This window comes from Cryobacterium sp. TMT4-10 (assembly GCF_004403275.1).
Classification (GTDB): Bacteria; Actinomycetota; Actinomycetes; order Actinomycetales; family Microbacteriaceae; genus Cryobacterium; species Cryobacterium shii.
In genome coordinates this window covers 42,660-62,681 of sequence record NZ_SOGU01000096.1, presented here as the reverse complement: position 1 = coordinate 62,681, position 20,022 = coordinate 42,660, and the positions used below count along the sequence as shown (strand labels likewise).

General features: G+C 67.5%; 19 protein-coding genes and 1 pseudogene. 13 read left to right on the top strand and 7 right to left on the bottom strand.

Annotation, left to right across the window (positions count from 1 at the left end; genetic code table 11):
• Position 1 precedes the first annotated feature (1 nt).
• The 7 genes from E3T42_RS14855 (at position 2) to E3T42_RS14825 (ending at position 6,463) form a co-directional block, all read left to right on the top strand.
• Positions 2-1,510, top strand: coding sequence for a sugar ABC transporter ATP-binding protein (locus tag E3T42_RS14855; RefSeq protein ID WP_134403245.1), 1,509 nt, complete (start codon positions 2-4; stop codon positions 1,508-1,510).
• Positions 1,511-1,527: 17 nt separating this feature from the next.
• Positions 1,528-2,499: an ABC transporter permease gene (locus tag E3T42_RS14850; RefSeq protein ID WP_134367778.1), complete on the top strand. Its 972-nt coding sequence runs from the start codon at positions 1,528-1,530 to the stop codon at positions 2,497-2,499.
• A 133-nt stretch (positions 2,500-2,632) separates the two neighbouring features.
• Positions 2,633-3,577: a substrate-binding domain-containing protein gene (locus E3T42_RS14845; protein WP_134367826.1), complete on the top strand. Its 945-nt coding sequence runs from the start codon at positions 2,633-2,635 to the stop codon at positions 3,575-3,577.
• Positions 3,574-4,548 (top strand): ribokinase, encoded by a 975-nt coding sequence (locus E3T42_RS14840; RefSeq protein WP_134367776.1) that lies wholly within the window; start codon positions 3,574-3,576, stop codon positions 4,546-4,548. The genes E3T42_RS14845 and E3T42_RS14840 overlap by 4 nt, the downstream gene beginning before the upstream one ends.
• On the top strand, positions 4,545-4,928 hold the full coding sequence (gene rbsD / locus E3T42_RS14835) for a D-ribose pyranase (RefSeq protein ID WP_134367774.1): 384 nt from the start codon (positions 4,545-4,547) through the stop codon (positions 4,926-4,928). The genes E3T42_RS14840 and rbsD overlap by 4 nt, the downstream gene beginning before the upstream one ends.
• A 77-nt stretch (positions 4,929-5,005) precedes the next feature.
• A complete protein-coding gene (locus E3T42_RS14830; protein WP_134403244.1) occupies positions 5,006-5,536 on the top strand; it encodes a pyridoxal 5'-phosphate synthase in 531 nt (176 codons plus the stop codon).
• A gap of 234 nt (positions 5,537-5,770) precedes the next feature.
• Positions 5,771-6,463 carry a hypothetical protein gene (locus tag E3T42_RS14825; protein ID WP_134403243.1) on the top strand — a complete coding sequence of 231 codons (693 nt, stop codon included), beginning with the start codon at positions 5,771-5,773 and terminating at the stop codon, positions 6,461-6,463.
• Positions 6,464-6,813: 350 nt separating this feature from the next.
• Here the strand turns inward: E3T42_RS14825 and E3T42_RS14820 are convergent, their stop codons facing one another.
• Entirely contained in the window at positions 6,814-7,326 is a 513-nt protein-coding gene (locus tag E3T42_RS14820; protein ID WP_241976208.1) for a hypothetical protein, read from the bottom strand.
• Between the two features lie 364 nt (positions 7,327-7,690).
• Here E3T42_RS14820 and E3T42_RS14815 point away from each other — a divergent pair, with 364 nt between their 5' ends.
• From E3T42_RS14815 to pgi, 3 genes are all read left to right on the top strand, one after another.
• The gene (locus E3T42_RS14815; RefSeq protein ID WP_134403242.1) at positions 7,691-7,936 is read left to right on the top strand and encodes a hypothetical protein; all 246 of its coding nucleotides are present in this window, start codon (positions 7,691-7,693) and stop codon (positions 7,934-7,936) included.
• Positions 7,933-8,940, top strand: coding sequence for an RNA polymerase sigma factor RpoD/SigA (locus tag E3T42_RS14810; RefSeq protein ID WP_134366886.1), 1,008 nt, complete (start codon positions 7,933-7,935; stop codon positions 8,938-8,940). The genes E3T42_RS14815 and E3T42_RS14810 overlap by 4 nt, the downstream gene beginning before the upstream one ends.
• Positions 8,941-9,032: 92 nt before the next feature.
• On the top strand, positions 9,033-10,760 hold the full coding sequence (pgi, locus tag E3T42_RS14805) for a glucose-6-phosphate isomerase (RefSeq protein WP_134366887.1): 1,728 nt from the start codon (positions 9,033-9,035) through the stop codon (positions 10,758-10,760).
• Between the two features lie 382 nt (positions 10,761-11,142).
• Here the strand turns inward: pgi and E3T42_RS14800 are convergent, their stop codons facing one another.
• Both E3T42_RS14800 and E3T42_RS14795 read right to left on the bottom strand, forming a co-directional pair.
• On the bottom strand, positions 11,143-12,813 hold the full coding sequence (locus tag E3T42_RS14800; protein WP_134366888.1) for an ABC-F family ATP-binding cassette domain-containing protein: 1,671 nt from the start codon (positions 12,811-12,813) through the stop codon (positions 11,143-11,145).
• Between the two features lie 75 nt (positions 12,814-12,888).
• Complete coding sequence (locus tag E3T42_RS14795; RefSeq protein ID WP_134366889.1) at positions 12,889-13,149, bottom strand: zinc-ribbon domain-containing protein; 261 nt, start codon at positions 13,147-13,149, stop codon at positions 12,889-12,891.
• 184 nt (positions 13,150-13,333) lie between these two features.
• On the opposite strand from E3T42_RS14795, the gene ppk2 reads away from it, so the two are divergent.
• Complete coding sequence (ppk2, locus tag E3T42_RS14790) at positions 13,334-14,158, top strand: polyphosphate kinase 2 (RefSeq protein WP_198418102.1); 825 nt, start codon at positions 13,334-13,336, stop codon at positions 14,156-14,158.
• A gap of 30 nt (positions 14,159-14,188) precedes the next feature.
• Here ppk2 and E3T42_RS14785 read toward each other — a convergent pair whose 3' ends face one another.
• Positions 14,189-14,410 carry a CDGSH iron-sulfur domain-containing protein gene (locus tag E3T42_RS14785; RefSeq protein WP_134366890.1) on the bottom strand — a complete coding sequence of 74 codons (222 nt, stop codon included), beginning with the start codon at positions 14,408-14,410 and terminating at the stop codon, positions 14,189-14,191.
• The gene (locus E3T42_RS14780; RefSeq protein ID WP_134366891.1) at positions 14,407-15,495 is read right to left on the bottom strand and encodes an iron-containing redox enzyme family protein; all 1,089 of its coding nucleotides are present in this window, start codon (positions 15,493-15,495) and stop codon (positions 14,407-14,409) included. The genes E3T42_RS14785 and E3T42_RS14780 overlap by 4 nt, the downstream gene beginning before the upstream one ends.
• Before the next feature lie 195 nt (positions 15,496-15,690).
• Between E3T42_RS14780 and E3T42_RS14775 the strand changes: the two are divergent.
• Positions 15,691-16,644, top strand: a pseudogene (locus tag E3T42_RS14775) (oxidoreductase).
• Between the two features lie 12 nt (positions 16,645-16,656).
• Here E3T42_RS14775 and E3T42_RS14770 read toward each other — a convergent pair.
• Both E3T42_RS14770 and E3T42_RS14765 read right to left on the bottom strand, forming a co-directional pair.
• Complete coding sequence (locus tag E3T42_RS14770; protein ID WP_134366892.1) at positions 16,657-17,655, bottom strand: nucleoside hydrolase; 999 nt, start codon at positions 17,653-17,655, stop codon at positions 16,657-16,659.
• A gap of 55 nt (positions 17,656-17,710) precedes the next feature.
• Positions 17,711-19,105 (bottom strand): MFS transporter, encoded by a 1,395-nt coding sequence (locus E3T42_RS14765; RefSeq protein ID WP_134366893.1) that lies wholly within the window; start codon positions 19,103-19,105, stop codon positions 17,711-17,713.
• Positions 19,106-19,218: 113 nt separating this feature from the next.
• On the opposite strand from E3T42_RS14765, the gene E3T42_RS14760 reads away from it, so the two are divergent.
• The gene (locus E3T42_RS14760; protein WP_134366894.1) at positions 19,219-20,016 is read left to right on the top strand and encodes a GntR family transcriptional regulator; all 798 of its coding nucleotides are present in this window, start codon (positions 19,219-19,221) and stop codon (positions 20,014-20,016) included.
• Positions 20,017-20,022 lie beyond the last annotated feature (6 nt).

The following is a 20,022-nucleotide window of genomic DNA, read 5'->3' as shown; positions in this document are numbered from 1 at the left end:
AATGAGTCAAGAACCACTGGTCACCCTGCAGAACGTGGGCAAAACCTTCGGCCCGGTGACGGTCATCAAAGACGTCACCGTCAGCGTCTACGCCGGCCAGGTGCAGGTGCTGCTCGGCGAGAACGGCGCCGGCAAGTCCACCCTGATCAAGATGATGGCGGGCGTGTACCAACCCGACGCCGGTCACATCGTCGTCGACGGGAAGACGGTCGTCCTGCCCACGACCCGGGCCGCCGAGGAGCTCGGAATCGCCACCATCCACCAGGAACTCAACCTGGTGTCCACGATGAGCATCGCCGAGAACGTCATGCTCGGACGCACGCCCACCAAACACGGCATGGTCGACCGCAGCGCCCTGCGCAACCGGGCGCGCGCCGCCCTCGCCCTGATCGGGCTCGACGTCGACGTCGACACCCTGGTCGGCGAGCTGGGCATCGCCCAGCAGCAACTGGTCGAAATCGCCAAGGCCCTGAGCATCAATGCCCGCATCCTGATTCTGGACGAGCCCACCGCCGCCCTGACCCGCCACGAGACCGAAAGCCTGTTCGCCGTGATGGCGGACCTGCGCCGCCGCGGAGTGGGGATGCTGTTCATCAGCCACCACCTCGACGAGATCGCCGAGGTCGGTGACACCGTCACCGTGCTGCGCGACGGCGAATTCATCGCCGAAGTGCCCGCGTCCACGCCCGAAGACGACCTCGTCAAACTCATGGTCGGCCGCAGCATCGAGGACCAGTTCCCGCGCGTTGCCGGACATTCGGGCGAGGCCGCCGAGATCCTCCGGGTCGAGAAGCTCACCTCGGCCGGAAAGTTCGACGACATCAGCTTCACCGTCAAGGCCGGCGAGGTGCTCAGCATCGCCGGGCTGGTCGGAGCCGGCCGCACCGAACTGATCCGGGCCATCGCCGGGGTCGACAACTACTCCTCCGGCTCCGTCGCGGTGCGCGGACAGGTCCTGCCCCACGGCAGCATCCCGGCGGCCATCGCCGCGGGCATCGGGCACGTGCCCGAGGACCGCAAGGGAGAGGGGCTGGTGCTCGACGCATCCGTCAACGACAACCTCGGCTACGCCACCCTCGCGTCCACCGCCAGGATGGGGCTGGTCGACTTCACCGGCCAGCGCCGCCGGGCCTCGGAAGTGGCCAAGAAGCTGCGCATCCGGATGCACACCATCGACCAGCCGATCCGCGCTCTCTCCGGCGGTAACCAGCAGAAGGCCGTGTTCGGCCGCTGGATCATCGCCGCTTCCACGGTGCTGCTGCTTGACGAGCCCACCCGCGGCGTCGACGTGGGCGCCAAGGTCGAGATCTACGAACTGATGAACGCCATCACGGCGGCCGGGGGAGCCATCCTGATGGTCTCCAGCGAGTTGCCCGAGATTCTCGGCATGAGCGACCGCATCCTCGTGATGCGCGACGGCCGGATCGCGGGCGAGCTCACCGCGGCCGAAGCCACCCAAGACGCAGTCATGACACTCGCCGCCCGCGATGTCGACGAGCAGAACGATTAGAGATAGGGAAGCACACCATGTCCACCACAATCCTGCCGGCGAAGCGCCGAAGCTTCAACTACAAGAAGTTCCTCGCCAACAACGGCGCCCTCGTCGGCCTCGTCGTTCTCTGCATCGCCCTGTTCATCGCGACCCCCGACTTCCTGACCGCGCAGAACCTGCTCAACATCGGCATCCAGGTGTCGACCGTGGCCGTGCTGGCCTTCGGTATGACTTTCGTCATCGTCGCGGGCGGGATCGACCTGTCGGTGGGCGCCGTGGCGGCCCTGTCGGCCATGTCGTCCGGCTGGCTCTTCGCCAGCGGCGGCCTCCCCGGCTGGCTCGCCCTCCTGGGCGGCCTGGCGGTCGGTCTCCTGGCCGGGACCATCAACGGACTGGCCAACGCCTACGGCAAGCTGCCCTCCTTCATCGCCACCCTCGCCATGCTCAGCGTCGCCCGCGGCCTGACCCTCGTCATCTCGGACGGCCGCCCGATCAAGACCGCCGCGGAGGTCTCCTTCCTCGGCGGCAACATCGGACCCGTGCCGATGCCGATCGTGATCCTCGTGCTCGCGGCCCTGGTTGCCTCGTTCCTGCTCAACCGCACCGTGATCGGCCGCTCCATGTACGCCGTCGGCGGCAACGCCGAGGCGGCGCGGCTGTCCGGACTGCCCGTCAAGCGCATCCTCGTCACCGTGTTCGCCCTGGCCGGCCTCTTCGCAGCCCTCGCCGGATTGCTGCTGGCCGGCCGCCTCGACTCCGCCCAGCCCCAGGCGGCGGCCGGCTACGAGCTCGACGCCATCGCCGCGGTCGTCATCGGCGGTGCGTCCCTCTCGGGTGGCCTCGGCAAGATCTCCGGCACCTTCGTCGGCGCCCTGGTGCTCGTCGTCATCCGCAACGGCCTCAACTTGCTCAACGTCACCTCGTTCTGGCAGCAGGTCGTGATCGGCCTCGTCATCGCCCTCGCCGTCGGAGTCGACGTGTTGCGCCGCAAGACCCGCAACAGCTGACCCTCTCACCCCGCACCACCCAACTACACCAACTACACCAACTACACCAACTACACCAACTACACCAACTACACCAACTACACCAACTACACCAACTACACCAACTACACCAACTACACCCAAAGGAAAAACAATGAAGTCGTCCTCGTTTTTGAAAATTGCAGCACTGACTGCCACCGCGGCACTGATCCTGGCCGGAACCACCGCCTGCGGCCGTGGCGGCGGGGGCGAGGCCTCCGGCGACAAGATCGTGATGGCCATCTCCACCCTGAACAACCCGTTCTTCGTTGAACTGCGCGACGGCGCCCAGGCCGCCGCCAAGGACGCCGGAGTGCAGTTGAACATCGTCGACGCCCAGAACGACTCGGCCACCCAGGCCAACCAGCTCGCGACCGCCGCCTCGGGCAGCACCAAGGCCGTGATCGTGAACCCGGTTGACTCGGATGCCGCCGCCTCGTCCGTGAACGCCCTGCTCAAGGCCGGTATCCCGGTCATCGGTGTTGACCGCACGGTCAACGGTGCCGACCTCGACTCCCTTGTCGCCAGCGACAACGTGGCGGGCGGTCGTCAGGCTGCCGACGAACTCGCCAAGGCCATGGGCGAGAAGGGCAGCGTGATCCAACTGCAGGGCGTCTCCGGAACGTCGGCGAGCCGCGACCGCGGCGCCGGTTTCGAAGAGGGAATGAAGGCCTACCCCGGGATCACCGTGGTCGCCAAGCAGACCGCGAACTTCGACCGAGCCGCCGCGCTCGACGTCACCACCAACCTGATGCAGTCCAACCCGGGAGTGACCGGACTCTTCGCCGAGAACGATGAGATGGCGCTCGGCGCCATCCAGGCCCTCGGCGCCAAGGCCGGCACCGAGGTCTCCGTCGTCGGCTTCGACGGCACCTCCGACGGACTCGCCGCCATCAAGGCCGGCACCCTCGTCGCCACCATCGCGCAGCAGCCGGCCGAACTCGGCAAGCTCGCCGTCGAACTGGCCGTCAAGGCCATCAAGGGCGAGAAGATCGAGAAGAACGTTCCCGTCGAGGTCGTCTCCGTCACCAAGACGAATGTGGGCGACTTCGCCAAGTGAGTGACTTCACCGGCAGCACTCTCCCTGCACCGTCCGGCGACACCGGGCCCGGGTCGGTGGTCGTCGTCGGATCCATCAACGTAGACCAGCTGATCCGGATCGACCGGCACCCGCAGCCGGGCGAGACCCTCATCGGAACGTCGATGGAGTTCCTGCCCGGCGGCAAGGGCGCCAACCAGGCCGTGGCCGCGGCCCAGCTCGGCGCCTCCGTGCGCATGGTCGGCGCCGTCGGCCGGGACTCGCAGGCCCAGGTGGCTACGGCGATCCTGACCCGCGCGGGCGTCGACCAGTCGGCCGTGCGAACTGTCGACGGTCCCACCGGGCTCGCCCTGGTCGCGGTGGCCGACGACGGGGAGAATACGATCGTGGTCATCCCCGGTGCCAACGCGATGATGGGGGCCGAGGCCGTCGAGGCCAACGCGGCCGTCATCGCGTCGGCCGCCGTGGTGGTGCTCCAGGGCGAGATCCCCGCCGCGGGCATCGTCGCCGCAACGCGGCTGGCGACGGGGCGCGTCGTGCTGAACCTGGCGCCCGTGATCCCACTGGATGCCGCGGCGATCCGCCGCGCGGACCCGCTGGTCGTGAACGAGCACGAGGCCGCCCTCGTGCTCGCGCAACTGGAGCCGGACCGCCCGATCCCGACGGAGGACGCCGAGCTTGTCGCCCGGCTGCTGGAGTGGGGCGTCGCATCCGTCGTGCTGACCCGCGGCGCGAAGGGAGCCATCTGCGCCGACCGGGACGGCACCCACACCGTGGCCTCGCCCACGGTCGTCGCCGTGGACAGTTCCGGAGCCGGCGACGCCTTCGTCGGCGCCCTGAGCGCACAGCTGGCCGCGGGGGTGACCCTGTCGGAGGCCGTTCGGCTGGCCGTGCGAGTCGGGGCCTTCGCGGTGCAGAGCCGCGGAACCCAGACCTCGTATCCGACCCTCGCCGACGCGCTGCCGACTCTGGACGGGACGGTGCCCGCATGAAGCGGCGGGGCATCCTGAACGCCGAACTGTCGGGCGCGCTGGCCCGGCTCGGGCACACGGATATCGTTCTCCTCGCGGACTGCGGCATGCCGATCCCTCGGGGGGTCCCCGTGATCGACCTGGCGCTGGTGCACGGCATTCCGCGGTTCGAGCAGGTGCTCGACGCCCTGCGCGACGAGCTCGTATTCCAGGGCTGCGTCGCGGCGGAGGAAGCCAGGACCGCGCCCGCCGGGGCGTGGCTGTCCGAGCGCTTCGATGAGATCGAGTACATCAGTCACGAGGACCTGAAGAGCCTCTCCGCCTCGGCGAAGCTCTTTATCCGCACGGGCGAGGCCACGCCGTTCGCGAACGCGGCGCTGGTCTGCGGAGTCTCGTTCTGACGCTCTCCGCCTGAATCCAGGCTGCAGGGCGAACCACCGGTCAGGATCCGGCAGGGAACGCGCACTAGGCTCGCGGCGTGAGCGAATCATTCCGCAGCATGCTGCGTTCCCTGCCGGATTTTCCCGTTGATCTTCCGGTCTTCGACCCGGCCACGGCGCCGTCCGACCCGGCCGACCTGTTCCGGGAATGGCTGGGCGACGCACTCGACGCGGGCCTGCCCCAGCCGCACGCGTTCACCCTCTCCACCTCCGACGCTGCCGGTGCGGTGTCGTCGAGAATGATGATCCTGAAGAACCTCGACGCCGAGGGCTGGCACTTCGCCACCTCGAGGGCGTCGCGCAAGGGCCGGGAGCTGGCGGAGCATCCGTGGGTCGCCATGAATTTCTTCTGGTCTGGCCTCGGCCGCCAGGTACGCGTGGTCGGCACCATCGTCGAACTGTCAGCCGAGGAGTCCGCCGCAGACTGGGACGAGCGGCCAGGCGCCGACGGTTCACCGAACCCGACCTGGCAGCTGTACGCCGTGCGGCCGGTGGAGGTGGAGTTCTGGCAGGCCAGCACTGACCGCCGGCACGTGCGCCACCGCTACCTGGTTGCCGCCGACGACTGAGCCGGCCCCGGCCGAACCGTTCGTCGACCCAGGTCCGATTCAGGCGGGTATGTCGCCCATCATGGCGTCGAGGTGTCTCGCTGTTGCCTGCGCGTCGTCGTTTAAATCCATCGCCTGATTCTGTGACGAACGCCCCCCGAGATGCGACTACATCTTGAGAGATTCTCGCGGGGACCGTTTTCCGTCTCGGCGGGACCTCAGGTCCATATTCGTATCAGTAGAGGAGCTATTGCCATGGCAACATACGACTCATCCGGTTCAAACATCAATCGAAACATTGACGATCCCGGCTCCGTCGCTGGGGTCCCCGCGGGCAATGGGGCGACCATCCGCGACGAGGGCGTCCGCGGCGACGACGGCGTCCGCCGCGACCCGGTCGTCGGACGCGACGCGGCCCGCTTCGGCGGAATCCAGTGGGGATCGGCTTTCTTCGGCTGGCTTACCGCCACCGGCACCGCAGTGATCCTTACCGCCCTGTTCGCTGCCGCCGGAGCCGCAGTCGGCCTGGGCGAGTCCGATTCCGCCGATCAGGCTGCCGGAACTGCTGCCGACAACGCCGGCACCATCGCACTGATCGGAGCCATCGTGCTCGCAGTCGTGGTGTTCGTGTCCTATTTGTGCGGCGGCTACGTGGCCGGTCGCATGGCCCGCTTCGACGGCATCAAGCAGGGAATCGCCGTGTGGGTGTGGGCGATCGTGATCGCCGCCGTCGCCGGGACCATCGGTGTCATCGCCGGCGGCCAGCTGAATATCCTGGGGAACCTGAACAGCCTTCCCAGCATCCCGCTCAATTCGGGAGACCTCACGGCAGGCAGCATCATCACCGCGATCGTCATCGTTCTGGTCAGCCTTGCCGGCGCAATCGTCGGCGGACTCGCCGGGATGCGGTTCCACCGTCGCGTGGACCGCGAAGTACTCGGCCGCTGACTCTGGCACGGATTACCAGCACAGGGCGGCTGGGCGGCCCGTTCCGCCCGGCCGCTTCCGCACTCTCGCACCCAAAGAACTTCAGACGAAAAGAGATCGCCATGCCTCGCCTGCTCAAGTACGTCCCCGTGGTCGTGACCCTGGTCACCAAGTACCTGCGCAGCCCGCAGGGCAAAGCCGTGATCCAGAAGATGCGGGCGTCGCGCCCCCGGCCGTAGAACGTCGTCCACACCTGACCGAAGGCCTGAAGAAGCCCGTCCGGGTCGCTGGTCGGGCCCCGGTGGACTGCATGTCGACCCCTTCAGAGGGCGATGTCGACAGGCTCGATCACCGGTGGCCCGACCCATCGACTAGCGGGAGTCTGGTGCGAACCGCGCAATCCACCCGGCAACCGGTCGCTGCTGCTCACCCTGTTGGGCGGAAAGCACGATCATGATCACCGTGAGAGCGGGCGTCACCCACTGCAGCACCCGCTGCTGCCGCTGGGCCGACTCAAGCTCCGCAGACACGCCCGGACCGGCCTCGGTGGTTCCGGCGGTCGCCTCTCCCGAATGCTCACTCATCTTCTTGCCGAGAATGCCGGAGTACAGCGCTGTGCCCGCGGCCACACCAGCGATGGCAAGTTCCAGGACCGTGTTCCTGCGACTATCCGACTGGCCGGCCAGACGTGCCTTGTTGCCGAGAATCAGGCCCGCGCCGCCCGCGGCGTATGCGGCAAGCGCAGCCACCTGCACCGGCGCCCACCTCTTCCACCCCTGGCTGGCCAGGGCCACGCGTTCCCGAGGATCCCTGGCGGTCGAAGCGCTCCCGTTGAGCCCGACGGCGCCCATCAAGGCGCCCCCTGACCACAGCGCCAATCCCACATCATGCAGACTTCGAACAACGGTATTGCGTCCAGTCACGGAGTACTCCTCATCGGTGCGATTCGCCTTCCCGTACGGGCATGTACAGGGATAGGTACTACCTATGACGCTTGCCGACGCCGATCTCTCATGCCCCGACGCGGGCTGCCACTGACTGTCTCAGGTTCCTCCCAGCCTTGGTCGAAGTAGACGGAGCAGGAAGTGCTTGCTCGCGCGCGGAGGCTGGACAGGCTGCCGGGTTTGCAATCCGGCGACTGGGCGTGTTGCCAGGGGGTCGCAGATCGGTTTGCCTGGGCGATTTTGCCTCTTGAGAAGGCTCCGCTCGGTGTGTATTCTCGTTTCTCAAATCTTCGAATAGGTCTCTATGTTTAAATATGACAATTCCTCACGTCCCGGCGGTGACGTGAATGTCACCGCGTTGACTCCCACCGCCTGGCAAGTTCAGGATCGTCGAAGAACGGGCGGTGACGGACCGGTTCTGCTGGGTTTTATCCATCAATTCAGTGACGTTTTTGAGGTCATGAATGTGACGCGGCCGTTGGAGAGAACGTACGTGTCGTCCCTGGCCGGCGCAGTGGCGAGCATCACGGGCGGGACGGTCACCCAGTGAGCTCACCGGTCCAGGCCACCTTATCCGACAAATCGGAATCCGCCGCCGAACCGGCCCAACCCCTTCTGCACGCGGCCCAGTCGGCCGCCACGACGACGCGATTGGGTCGGGGGCCGACGGATACGTTCGGTTTCTACCTGCGCAAGATCGGCATGGTCGCGCTTCTGGCTGCGGAGGAGGAGGTCGACCTGGCCCGGCGGATGGAGGTGGGCCTGTTCGCGGCTGAGAGACTCGCCCGGGGTGTCGCCGATCCGGACGCGGACCGGGACCTGACCTGGCTCGCCCGGGACGGCGATCGGGCGAAGAAACGGTTCATCGAAGCAAACCTGCGCCTGGTGGTCAGCGTCGCCAAACAGTACTCCGGCCGCGGGATTCCGATCATGGATCTCGTTCAGGACGGTAACCTCGGGCTGCTGCGCGCGGTGGAGAAATTCGATTTCATGACGGGGTACAAATTCTCCACCTACGGAATCTGGTGGATCCGGCAGTCCATCCACCGGGGCATGGTCGGCGCCGCACGAACCATACGCCTCCCGGTGCACACCGTTGAGAAACTCAACAAGATCAAGCGCATCGGCCGCGATCTCACCGGCACTCTCCACCGCGAACCCACTCTGGCGGAGCTGGCCGAGGCGTGCCGGACGCCGATCGCCGAGGTGCGGGCTCTGCTCGACTATGACCTTGAACCTATCTCGTTCCAGGCCCCGCTCGGAGAGGGTCTGGCCGACATATCCGAACTGATCATGGACGACGACCTGCCCCAGCCGGAGGAATACGCGGCACTTGCCCTGCGCCGGTCGGACATCACGTTCCATCTCGATGCACTGCCCACACGGGAGCGCACGATTCTGGAAGCCCGGTTCGGGTTCAATGGCGACCAGCCTCGCACGCTCGACCAGATCGCCGCCCGTGAGGGTGTGACTCGGGAACGAATCCGCCAGATCGAGAAACGGGCCCTTGCGATGATGCGCGTGCCGGCCCTGGAGCTCTACCTCAGGGAGTGAGGAAGCCTGCCGCCGCAATAGGCTGGTAAGTGATCCGCCTCGCGTTGCGGGAGTCGCGGGCACTTTGCTGTTCCGGCATCCAGGAGAAACCCATGACCGAATCCGCCCCCGTTGATCCCACGTCCACCGAAGCCTGGAGTCAACTCGCCGCCATCGCCGACGGCTTTTCCCCGGATCTCCGCGGTTGGTTCGACACCGACCCAGGACGAGCCGGTCGATACACCTTTCAAGCAGCCGACCTCACCATCGACCTGTCGAAGAATCTCCTGACCGACGAGATCTTGACGCACCTAGTGCAGCTCGCGAAGGAGATCGACGTCTCCGGTCGATTCCAGGCCATGATCGCCGGCGAACACATCAACGTGACCGAAGACCGCGCGGTTCTCCACACTGCGCTGCGCCGCCCGAAGGACGGCGCAGACCTCGTGCCGCCGAAGGGCTTCGTGGTAGATGGTGAGGACGTCGACGCCGAGGTGCACGCCACCCTCGACAAGGTTTACGCATTTGCAGAAAAGGTTCGGTCCGGTGCCTGGACCGGTATCACCGGCAAACGCATCACGACGGTCGTCAACATCGGGATCGGCGGTTCCGACCTCGGCCCCGTGATGGTCTACGAAGCGCTGAAGCCGTATGTGCAAGCAGGCCTCGAGTGCCTTTTCGTCTCGAACATCGACCCGACCGACGTCTACGAGAAGACGGCGGACCTCGACCCTGAGACCACCCTCTTCATCGTGGCGTCAAAGACGTTCGGCACCCTCGAGACGCTCACGAACGCCCGTCTGGCCCGAGAGTGGCTCTGGAAGCAGCTCCTCAGCTCAGGTGCCATCGTCGATACGGACACCGCCCGCGTCGAGGCCGTCGCCAAGCACTTCGTCGCCGTTTCGACCGCTCTCGACAAGGTCGCGGCATTCGGCATCGATCCCGAGAACGTCTTCGGATTCTGGGACTGGGTCGGCGGTCGTTTCTCGGTCGACTCTGCCATCGGCACTTCCGTGGTCGTCGCCATCGGCCCTGACAATTGGCGCGAATTCCTTTCCGGCTTCCACGTCCTCGACGAGCACATGCGAACAGCGCCCCTCGAGCAGAACGTTCCCGTCCTGATGGGACTGCTCAACGTCTGGTACTCCAACTTCCTCAAGGCCCAGAGCCACGCTGTGCTCCCCTACGCACAGAATCTCCACCGATTCCCGGCCTACCTGCAACAGCTCACGATGGAATCGAACGGGAAGAGCGTCCGGTGGGATGGGTCACCTGTCACGACCGATACCGGCGAGATCTTCTGGGGCGAACCGGGTACGAATGGTCAGCACGCTTTCTACCAGCTCCTCCACCAGGGCACGCGCCTGGTCCCCGCGGACTTCATCGCCGTCGCGAACCCTGCCCACGCGCTCAAGGACGAGACCGGCGACGGTAGCGCCGTTGAGCCCGGCCAGGACGTCCACGCACTGTTCATGGCGAACTTCTTCGCCCAGACCAAGGCGCTCGCATTCGGTAGAACGGCCGCAGAGGTGCGCGCCTCAGGTGCCGACGAGTCGGTCGTGTCGGCCCGCGAGTTCAGCGGAAACCGGCCGACCACGTCGATCCTTGCGCCGGCCCTCACCCCGAGCGTCGTCGGCCAGCTCATCGCCCTGTACGAGCACATTGTCTTCACCGAAGGCACGATCTGGGGCATCGACTCATTCGACCAATGGGGGGTCGAGCTTGGAAAGCAGCTTGCGCAACAGATCGCTCCTGCAGTTGAAGGGAATGTGGACGCTCTCGAATCCCAGGACTCGTCCACGAAGGCCCTGATCGTGAAGTACCTCGAGTTGCGAGACTGACGTCAGGAAGGCCGGGTCATGTCGCCCGCAGCCGCGGCGACACCCGTCGAGCGGTAGCGCAGGAGAACTGCGCCCTTCTCCGAAGCGGCCTCTGCAGCGAGCAGTTCCAGCGACACGGGCGGTCCGTCGGCGCTGAACAGGCCATCGCCGATCCGGCCCGAACGAATTCGACGGAGATTCTGCCGAAATCGGTCCAGAACCGTTCGAAACCGTGGTTTTAGGCCACAATCTCCGTCGAATTGGTTCGAGACCGGGCCCGAGGCGAGAACGGGCCCGAGGCGAGACCGGGCCCGAGGCGAGACCGAGACTGAGCCCGGCGCCTGGGCCGCAGTCACTTGGGCCTCGGTCACTCTAGGCCTCAGGCGCTCAGGCGCTCAGGCGCTCAGGCCTCGGTCACGGTCCCGCGGTCGACGCTCCAGTGCCGGTCCGTGTGAACGGTGGCCAGCATCCGTCGGTCGTGGGTGACCAGCAGGAGTGTGCCCTCATAGGCCTCCAGCGCCTGCTCGAGTTGTTCGATCGCGGCCAGGTCGAGGTGGTTCGTGGGCTCGTCGAGCACCAGCAGGTTGACGCCGCGCGCCTGCAGCAGGGCCAGGCCGGCTCGGGTGCGCTCGCCGGGGGAGAGATCGTCGGCCGCACGGTTGACGTGGTCGGCCTTGAGGCCGAACTTCGCGAGCAGCGTGCGCACCTCGGCCGTGGCCAGGTCGGGCACGAGGCCCTCGAACGCTGACGCGAGGGGCGCGTCACCGGACAGGAGCGCCCTGGCCTGATCGATCTCGCCGATGGCGACGCGGGAACCCAGGCTCGCGGTGCCGGCATCCGGGGCCTGCCGCCCGAGGAGCGCGCGCAGCAGGGTGGTCTTGCCGGCGCCGTTGGGGCCGGTGATGCCGATGCGCTCGCCGGCGTTGATCTGCAGTGAGACCGGCCCGAGGGTGAAGTCCCCCTGGTGGAGCACGGCGTTGCTCAGCGTGGAGACCACGGTGCTCGAGCGGGGAGCGCTGCCGATCGTGAACTCGAGCTGCCACTCCTTGCGCGGCTCGTCGACCTCCTCCAGGCGCGCGATGCGGCTCTCCATCTGGCGCACCTTCTGCGCCTGCTTCTCGCTGGACTCGGAGGATGCCTTGCGCCGGAGCTTGTCGTTGTCCGGGGCCTTCTTCATGGCGTTCCGAACGCCCTGGCTCGACCATTCACGCTGGGTGCGGGCCCGACCGACCAGGTCAGCCTTCTTCTCCGCGAACTCGTCGTAGTGCTCCCGCTTGTGGCGGCGGTCCGTGTCGCGCTCCTCGAGGTAGGAGTCGTAGCCGCCGCCGAAGACCCGGTTCGCGCCCTGGGCGAGGTCGAGTTCGAGCACCCGGGTGACGCAGCGGGCCAGGAACTCGCGGTCGTGGCTGACGAGCACCACGCCGCCACGGAGGCCACGGACGAAGGCTTCGAGCCGCTCCAGCCCGTCCAGGTCGAGGTCGTTCGTGGGCTCGTCGAGCAGCACGATGTCGAATCGGGAGAGCAGCAGTGCGGCGAGCCCGACCCGGGCTGCCTGCCCGCCGGAGAGCGAGGTCATCAGGGTGTTCTCGGCCAGATCGGTGCCCAGCGCGAGGCCGAGGTCGGCGAGCACCACCGGCAGGCGGTCGTCGAGGTCGGCGGCGCCGCTGGCCAGCCAGCGTTCGAGCGCGACGGAGTACACGTCGGCGGGGTCCAGGCCGTCGGCCCGGGGCGTCGGCGCCGGGTCGCCGAGAGCGGATGCCGCCTCGTCCATCTCGGTCGTCGCGGCGGTGCAGCCGGTGCGGCGGGCCAGATAGCCGGCCACGGTCTCGCCCGGGAGCCGCTCGAGTTCCTGCGGCAGCCAGCCGACGAAGGCGTCGGCGGGGGCGAGGCTGACGCTGCCGGCCTGCGGTTCGGTCAGGCCGGCCAGCAGTCGCAGCAGGGTGGACTTGCCGGACCCGTTCACGCCGACGACGCCCACGACGTCGCCCGGTGCCACGGTGAGGTCGAGCGAGTCGAAGAGGGTGCGGTGCGCGTACCCGCCGGCGAGGCCCTGGGCCACGAGTGTTGCGGTCATCCGTCTATTTTCTCATTGTCGTGGTCTGGAGCCTGCACCCGGACTTCCCGGGTGCAGGCGGTTCCCATGCGGACGCTAGATCGCGGGGTGCGTGCGCGCCCATTCCAGTGAATGTGAATGGCGGGCCTGAGCGGCCGTCAGCTTGGTGGTGCCGCCGCAGTGGGTACAGGTGTTCGAGTAGGTCGTCGACAGCGGAAACAGCGGTATGAAGAACAGGGTCAGCCTGAGGGAGTTCCTGACCACCTGTTGCTCGGCGAGGGTTCCGCAGTATCCGCATACGAACGAGACGCTGTTCATCAGTGCCGGGTGGGCACGAGTGCCGAAGAGAAGAAACATGGGCTGGCTCCAAAGTGTCTGCGCGGGATGGTCGTGGCGGATATTAGGGTGAGAAATCTGGTGATCACTGACAGTCAGGCCGTAGATCGTGGATCTGCGCGCCGTATCCCGTCTTTCAACCACGGGGCACTTAGGATCAGTCCGGCCGCAAGGCAGGACCATTGCCGACGCTGAAAGGATCCCCGTGTCAAAGTCGAAGAAGGCCGGCGCCGTCAAACGCGTTTCCAAGCCCCTGTATGAGCAAGAACTGGAACGGTTGCAGGCCGAGCTGGTCGGTATGCAGCAGTGGGTCATCGAAACCGGCGCGCGCGTGCTGGTCATCTTCGAGGGCCGAGACGCCGCGGGCAAGGGTGGCGCCATCAAACGGATTGTCCAGTACCTCAATCCGCGTTCCGCTCGCGTCGTCGCACTCCCCGCTCCGAGCGAGCGAGAGCAGAAGCAATGGTATTTCCAGCGATACATCGAGCGGCTCCCCACCGCCGGAGAAATCGTGCTGATGGACCGTTCCTGGTACAACCGCGGCGGCGTCGAACGGGTGATGAGGTATTGCACGGATGAGCAGTACCACCGGTTTCTGGAACAGGTCCCCCAGGTGGAACGGATGCTGGTTGACGACGGGATCATTCTGGTCAAGTTCTGGTTCTCGGTGTCCGACACGGTTCAGGAAGAACGGTTTCGTTCCCGTCTGGAGGATCCGATGCGCCGGTGGAAGCTCTCCGACACGGACCTCTTTTCGATCACCCGCTGGGAGGACTACTCGCGGGCCAAGGACGCCATGTTCGCGGCGACGGACCTGTCTTATGCGCCGTGGTGGACGATCGAGAGCGATGACAAGCGCGCGTCCCGGATCAACTCGATCAAGCACCTTCTGACCGAAATCCCCTACGAGCATCGGGAACCGGAAAAAGTGACGATCCCCGATCGTCCGCAGGCAACCGAATACGAACGGCCTCCTCAGGACCAGGCGAACTTCGTCAAGGATCACGCCAAGAAGCTGAAGAAGAAATAGCACGGGAACCACCGAGGCCGGGCCGTCCGATCAGGTCTGATCGGGTGGCCCGGTCGTGAACCCGACGAGCTTGTGGGTGCCGTCACAGAACGGCTTGATGGCGGACGCCCCGCACCGGCAGAGGGCAAGGGTTCGGCGGGTTCGGGGAATCACGGCGTTGTCTTCCGAGCGGAGCTCGAAATCGCCCCGCACGAGCAGTGGGCCGTCCGGGCAGGCCGTGATTGTGGCGGGTTGAACGTCGGCCGGGCTCACGGCGCTGCGACGGCGCTCAGGTGGGCAACGCCCACGGCCGGGAACCGTAACGAGGACAGATCATCTTTCCACCGGCCGAGCATGTGGTCGGCCACCAGGCCGTCCATGGTCAGGCAGACGCTGGCGCCGAACATGATGTCGCCCAGCAGGGCGGGGTCGTCCTCGGCCAGCGATCCGGCGAGATCCCGGCCGGCTATTTGTTCGTGAACGGCGTCCGCTTCGACGTGTTCGTCGAAGTAGCGGGTCACATCCGACTCGAAACCGAGTCGCTGAAATCCATCCGCATAGAGACGGCTGGGTATGGCCGACGTCATCTCGAATGCCGCCAGGTGCCCCACGAGCGCACCTCTCAGGCGACGATTGAGCCCGAACATGGACATCGTATTGAACGAGGCCAGGGTGATCGCCGGCACCGAGTCGACGTAGGCTGCGTACCGGTCGTCGAGCCCCAGCCCCCGCATGGTGGAGGCGAAGAGCACGGAGTGCATGCGCTCGACGTCGCCGCCGCCGTATTCGTCGGCCTGGATCTCGATCAGCGCAGCCTTCGCCCGCCCGGTGAGACGGGGGATCGCCCACGAATGCGGGTCGGCTTCTTTGAGGGTGTACACGGAGCGGTGCACGACGAACTCGATGGCCTGTTCACGGGTGGCCTGTCGAGAAAGATACCTGGCTAGGCTCGGACCCTGATCGTTGCAGGTGAGAACGAACAGGGCCCGTGCGACAGTGTCGCGGGTGGGCGCGGGCAACGGCGGTTGAGCCACCGAGTGCCGGAGTTGCGCCTCAAGGGCATTTTCGATCAGGATTCGCGCGGCGATGGTCGACGGATGCCACTCCCACTTCTCGTCACCGGGAACGACGCCGCCGTAGTGCAGGCCGTAGAGCACAAAAAGGGTGAGCTGCAGGTCGTCGTCCACCATGACGAAGCCGCTGCAGTCGATGGCGGCAGCGACTGCGGTCTCAAAGTCGGTCAGCAGGGCCTGTCCCGGTGTCAGCGGGCCGTCCAGAGCGGTCAGGAGCAGGTCGCTCAACGGTCCGCGCGCGCAGAACGAGGCGCGGGTGAGGGTGTTCGTGTCGATGGGGAGCATGGGGCCTCGATCAATTTCCAGGGTTGGGTCGCGATTTTCGACCAGTCCCCCCTTAGACGAACACTCGTGGGGATTCGTCATGTCCACCCGGTAAATATAGAGAAATAAGCCGCCCTTGATGCCTGCGAAAGCATCGAGCCCAGCACCATCACGCAGACTGGGGTGACCCTACGTCCACCAGCAGAGGAACTCGACATGGCCGCACCGACCGACACCAGCCCCGGCTGGACCGCCGTCGACATCCCCAACCTCAGCGGCCGGACGGCCATCGTGACGGGGGCGAACTCGGGCCTCGGGTTCGTGACGGCCTCCGAGCTGGCGGCGCACGGCGCATCCGTCACCCTGGCCGTGCGCGATATCGAGCGCGGCGAGGCCGCGGCCGAGCGGCTGCGCGCCGCCGCACCGGATGCCGCGGTGCGGGTGCGCGCGCTGGATCTGGCGAGCCTGGCCTCGGTTCGCGCCTTCGCCGAGACCTGAGCGGCCGAGAACCCGGCCGGCCTGGACCTGCTCGTCAACAACGCGGGGGTGATGAACATCCCGAATCGTGCCACCGCGGACGGATTCGAGCTGCAGTTCGGCACCAATCACCTCGGCCACTTCGCCCTGACCGGGCTGCTGCTGCCCTCGCTGCTGTCCTGGCCCGGCGCGCGGGTCGTCACGGTGTCCTCGACCCTGCACCGGCGCGGCAGGCTGAACTTCGACGACCTGATGGGCGCTGCGCGGTACCGCCCCTGGGCCGCCTACGGTCAGAGCAAGCTCGCCAACCTGCTCTTCACGAGCGAGTTGCAGCGTCGCATCGACGAGGCGGGCCGGGCGCTGCTGGCACTCGCCGCGCACCCCGGGTGGGCCGCCACCAACCTGCAGACGGTCGGGGCCGAGATGCGGGGCAGCGCGGTCGAGCACCGTCTCAGCGGGCTCGCCAACCGTTGGCTCGCGCAGCCGGCCGAGATGGGCGCCCTGCCGTCGCTCTACGCGGCCACCGTGCCCGGGCTCGCGGGCGACACCTTCTTCGGCCCGGACGGCCGCGGCCAGCAACGCGGCAACCCCCGACCCGTCGACCGCTCCGTGCGGGCGCAGAATGCGACGGATGCCCGGCGCCTCTGGGAGGTCAGCGAGAGTCTGACCGGCGTGAGGTTCGACCTCGGCTGAGGGCGGGGCGCCTCAGGCGGGCACGGGCACCCGGGCGGGCACGCGCACGTCTGCCCGGGGGAGGGACAGCATCCGTTCGAGCAGCGGAGCCGCGACGCCGCCCCGGAGGGCCAGCACGACCCGGGCCTCGTGGGGGTTCTGGCCGCGGGGCGCGTCGGCGTCCACCAGGTCCTCGACCACGTCCTCGAGCTTGGCGAACCGGGTCTGGCCGCGGCGGGGCCCCGCGCCGGTGTCGACGCAGATGCGGAGGGTCGGCGCCCGCTCGGGTTCGACGTCGCCGGTCGCGAACGCCGCGGCGGCGGAGTTGTGCAGGGCCACCCGAGGGAGGCAGCTGCCGACGATCTCGGCCAGCGCCTGCTGGGTGAGACCGGTGGCGGAGGCCAGGGCCCGCCGGTGGGTGTCGTCGAACGTGTGCCGGCGGGTCGCGTCCAGCGGCACCAGGGTGACCGGCCAGCTGGCGGCGAAGACGTCCGCGGCCGCCGCGGGGTCGGCGGCGATGTTGGCCTCGGCGTACGGGCCCGCGTTGCCCGGAGCGAACACGGCGCCGCCCCTGACGGTCACGCGTCGAACGAGCCGGGGCAGTTCCGGGTCGAGGCAGAGCGCCTCGGCCAGATTCGTCAGCGGGCCGAGCGTGACGATCTCAAGTTCACCCGGGTTCTCGTGCGCGAGCCGGATCAGGAGCTCGGTGGCGCTTTCCTCCACCGGGTGCCGCCGTGATCGTGGCAGCAGAACGTCGCCGATTCCGTTCCGGCCGTGCACAGGGGCCGCGCCGCGCCGCGAGCCCGCGCTCTCCGGGTCGAACCCGCCGACCGCCACGGGGATGGCGTCGCGGCCGGCTGTCTCCAGCAGGTTCAGCGCGTTTGCGGCGGCGATGGCCGCGCTGACTCCGCCGGCCACCGTGCCGATTCCGGCCAGGCGGATGCCCCGCGTCGCCAGCAGGAACGCGAGCGCCAGCGCATCGTCGGGTCCGGTGCCGCAGTCGAGGTAGATCGGGGTCAGGTGGGGAGTCATCGGGTGCTCTCCCTCTCAGTGTTCCGGGCCGGGCGGCCCTGGGTGGAATCCGCTCTCATGCGGCCGGGCGAAGGATCAGGGAGGCGAGGAACGACGCGGCGGTGAGGCCCGCAGAGATCCACAGCGCCGATTGGTAGCCGGCGACGGATGCCGTGGCCACGACCGGTGCGACGAGGGCGATGCCGGTGCCGATCCCGATCCCGAAGCAGGCGCCGTTGAGGCCGGGCAGGGCGCCGCGGGCCTCCGGCGGCGAGTTGAGCACCGACACCCCGTTGACCGAGCTCTGGAACAGCCCGAGGTAGAAGACGCCCATCACGATGAGCAGCCCGAAGACCAGCCAACGGTCGGCCGAGAACAGGGCGAGGGCCACGGCGGTGACCGTGATCAGGCCGCTGCTCAGACGCAGGGAGGTGATCCAGCCGATCCGCACCGCGAGGTAGCCGGAGAAGATCGCCGCGGTGACGCCGACGAAGGCGGTCGGGGTGAGGTAGAGCAGCGCTGACATCGACGCTGAGAGGCCGTACCCGACCCGCTCGTCCTGGCTGAGCATGACCACGGTGAAGTTGAGTGCGGAGAAGACGCCGGCCAGGGTCAGAACCGTGGTGAGCAGCAGCGGCCAGACCTGGCGCGACCGCAGCGCCCGGATGGGGATCAGGGGTCGACGGGTGCGGTTCTCGACCGTGACGAACAGGGCGCCGGCCGCGATCGTGCCGACGAGATAGCCCAGGGTCAGGGCGTCGGACCAGCCGGAGGAGGAGGCCTGCGAGATCAGGCTGGTCAGCAGCACCAGGAACAGCGAGAGGATGCCGGCGCCCCACCAGTCCATCGAGCCGTCCCGGTTCCGGGGCGCATCCAGGGGCACGAAGAGCAAGACGCAGGTGATCGCGGCCAGGCCCAGGCCGAGCGTGATCACGAAGAGGAACCGCCAGCCGATGGTGTCGGTCACGACGCCGCCGAGGAAGCCGTCCAGGCCGAACAGACCGCCGTTGACCGAGGTGATGATGCCCACGGAGATGCCGAACAGCCGGCTGCTCAAGCGCTCGGACAGCAGCAGGAAGGAGATCGTGAAGGTGGCGTTCGACGCGCCCTGCAGCACCCGACCGATCAAGAGCACGGGCAGGCTCGGGGCCAGCGCGCAGATCACGGTGCCGATCAGGAGCAGGGCGAGCACGATCACGAGGCTGCGCTTGCGGCCGAGGAAGTCGCTCCAGCGGGAGAAGACCACGCCGAAGACGGCCCCGGCGAGGAAAAACGTCGACTGCACCCGGGAGACGGCCTGCGTGCTCTCGCCGAGCTGTTCGCCGACGGCCGGCAGAGCCGCGGAGAGCAGGGTGGCGTTGAGCTGGAAGGTCAGGATCGCCAGGACCAGCGTGCCGATCAGCACGCCGACGGGTTGTGGCGCCCGCGTGCGCGGTGGCGCCGCGGTCACGTCGGGGACAAGCACGGACATGAACAGACTCCTTCATTGGAGCAACCACAAGGTCGACATGCTTAGTGTACAGGCTTGTTATACAAGTACGCCAGATGTGCACGATATACTCGACCAACCAATGGGGGAGACGAATGGATCGACGCACCGAGGCGGCCCTGGCCGGGCCGCTCGAAAGCACCGGAGGCATCCCGCTGCGGGTGGCCGTGTACTCGCGAATCACGGAGGCGATCCGCAGCGGAACCCTGCCGATCGCCTCCCTCCTCCCCTCGGAGACCGAGCTCGGCACGGCCATGGGCGTGAGCCGCACGGTCGTGCGCGAGGCTCTCATGCTTCTCGAGGAAGACCGCTTCGTGCGTTCCCGCCGGGGCATCGGGCGCTTCGTCGCCGACCGGCTGCCCCACCTGGGACTGCAGAAGATCCGCCCGATCGAGGTGCTCCTCGGCGAGACCGGTCCGGCCGTTCAGGTCCGGCGCACCCAGACCGCACTCCAGACCACGTCACCCGCGTTCACCGCCGACGCCATCGGCATCCGCCCCGACCAGCCGTCGTGGTTCATCGAGAGCGTCATTTCCCGGGACGGCGCCCCGATCGCCCTGCTCCAGGAACACGTCCCCGGCGAGGGACTGACCCAGCTCGGCGCGGCCGCCGTGAATGCCGTCTCCGCCGGCGGATCCGCCGGCACCCCGGTGAGCAGCGCGCTGGCCGCCCTCATCGCCGTTCTCGGCCCGACCTTCGGACCCGGCGAGACCGACCTCGCGATCGGTGTCCCCGGCGCCACGCGGGGCAGGCTGCTCGGGTTGCCGGCCGCCAGTCCGGTGCTCATCCTCACCCAGGCGCTCGAGCACGACGGGGCGCCGTTCTATCTCTCGAAGACGCTCATCAACACGGTATCCGTGCAGCTGACGATCAGCCACGCGGCGCAGTCCTGACCGGCG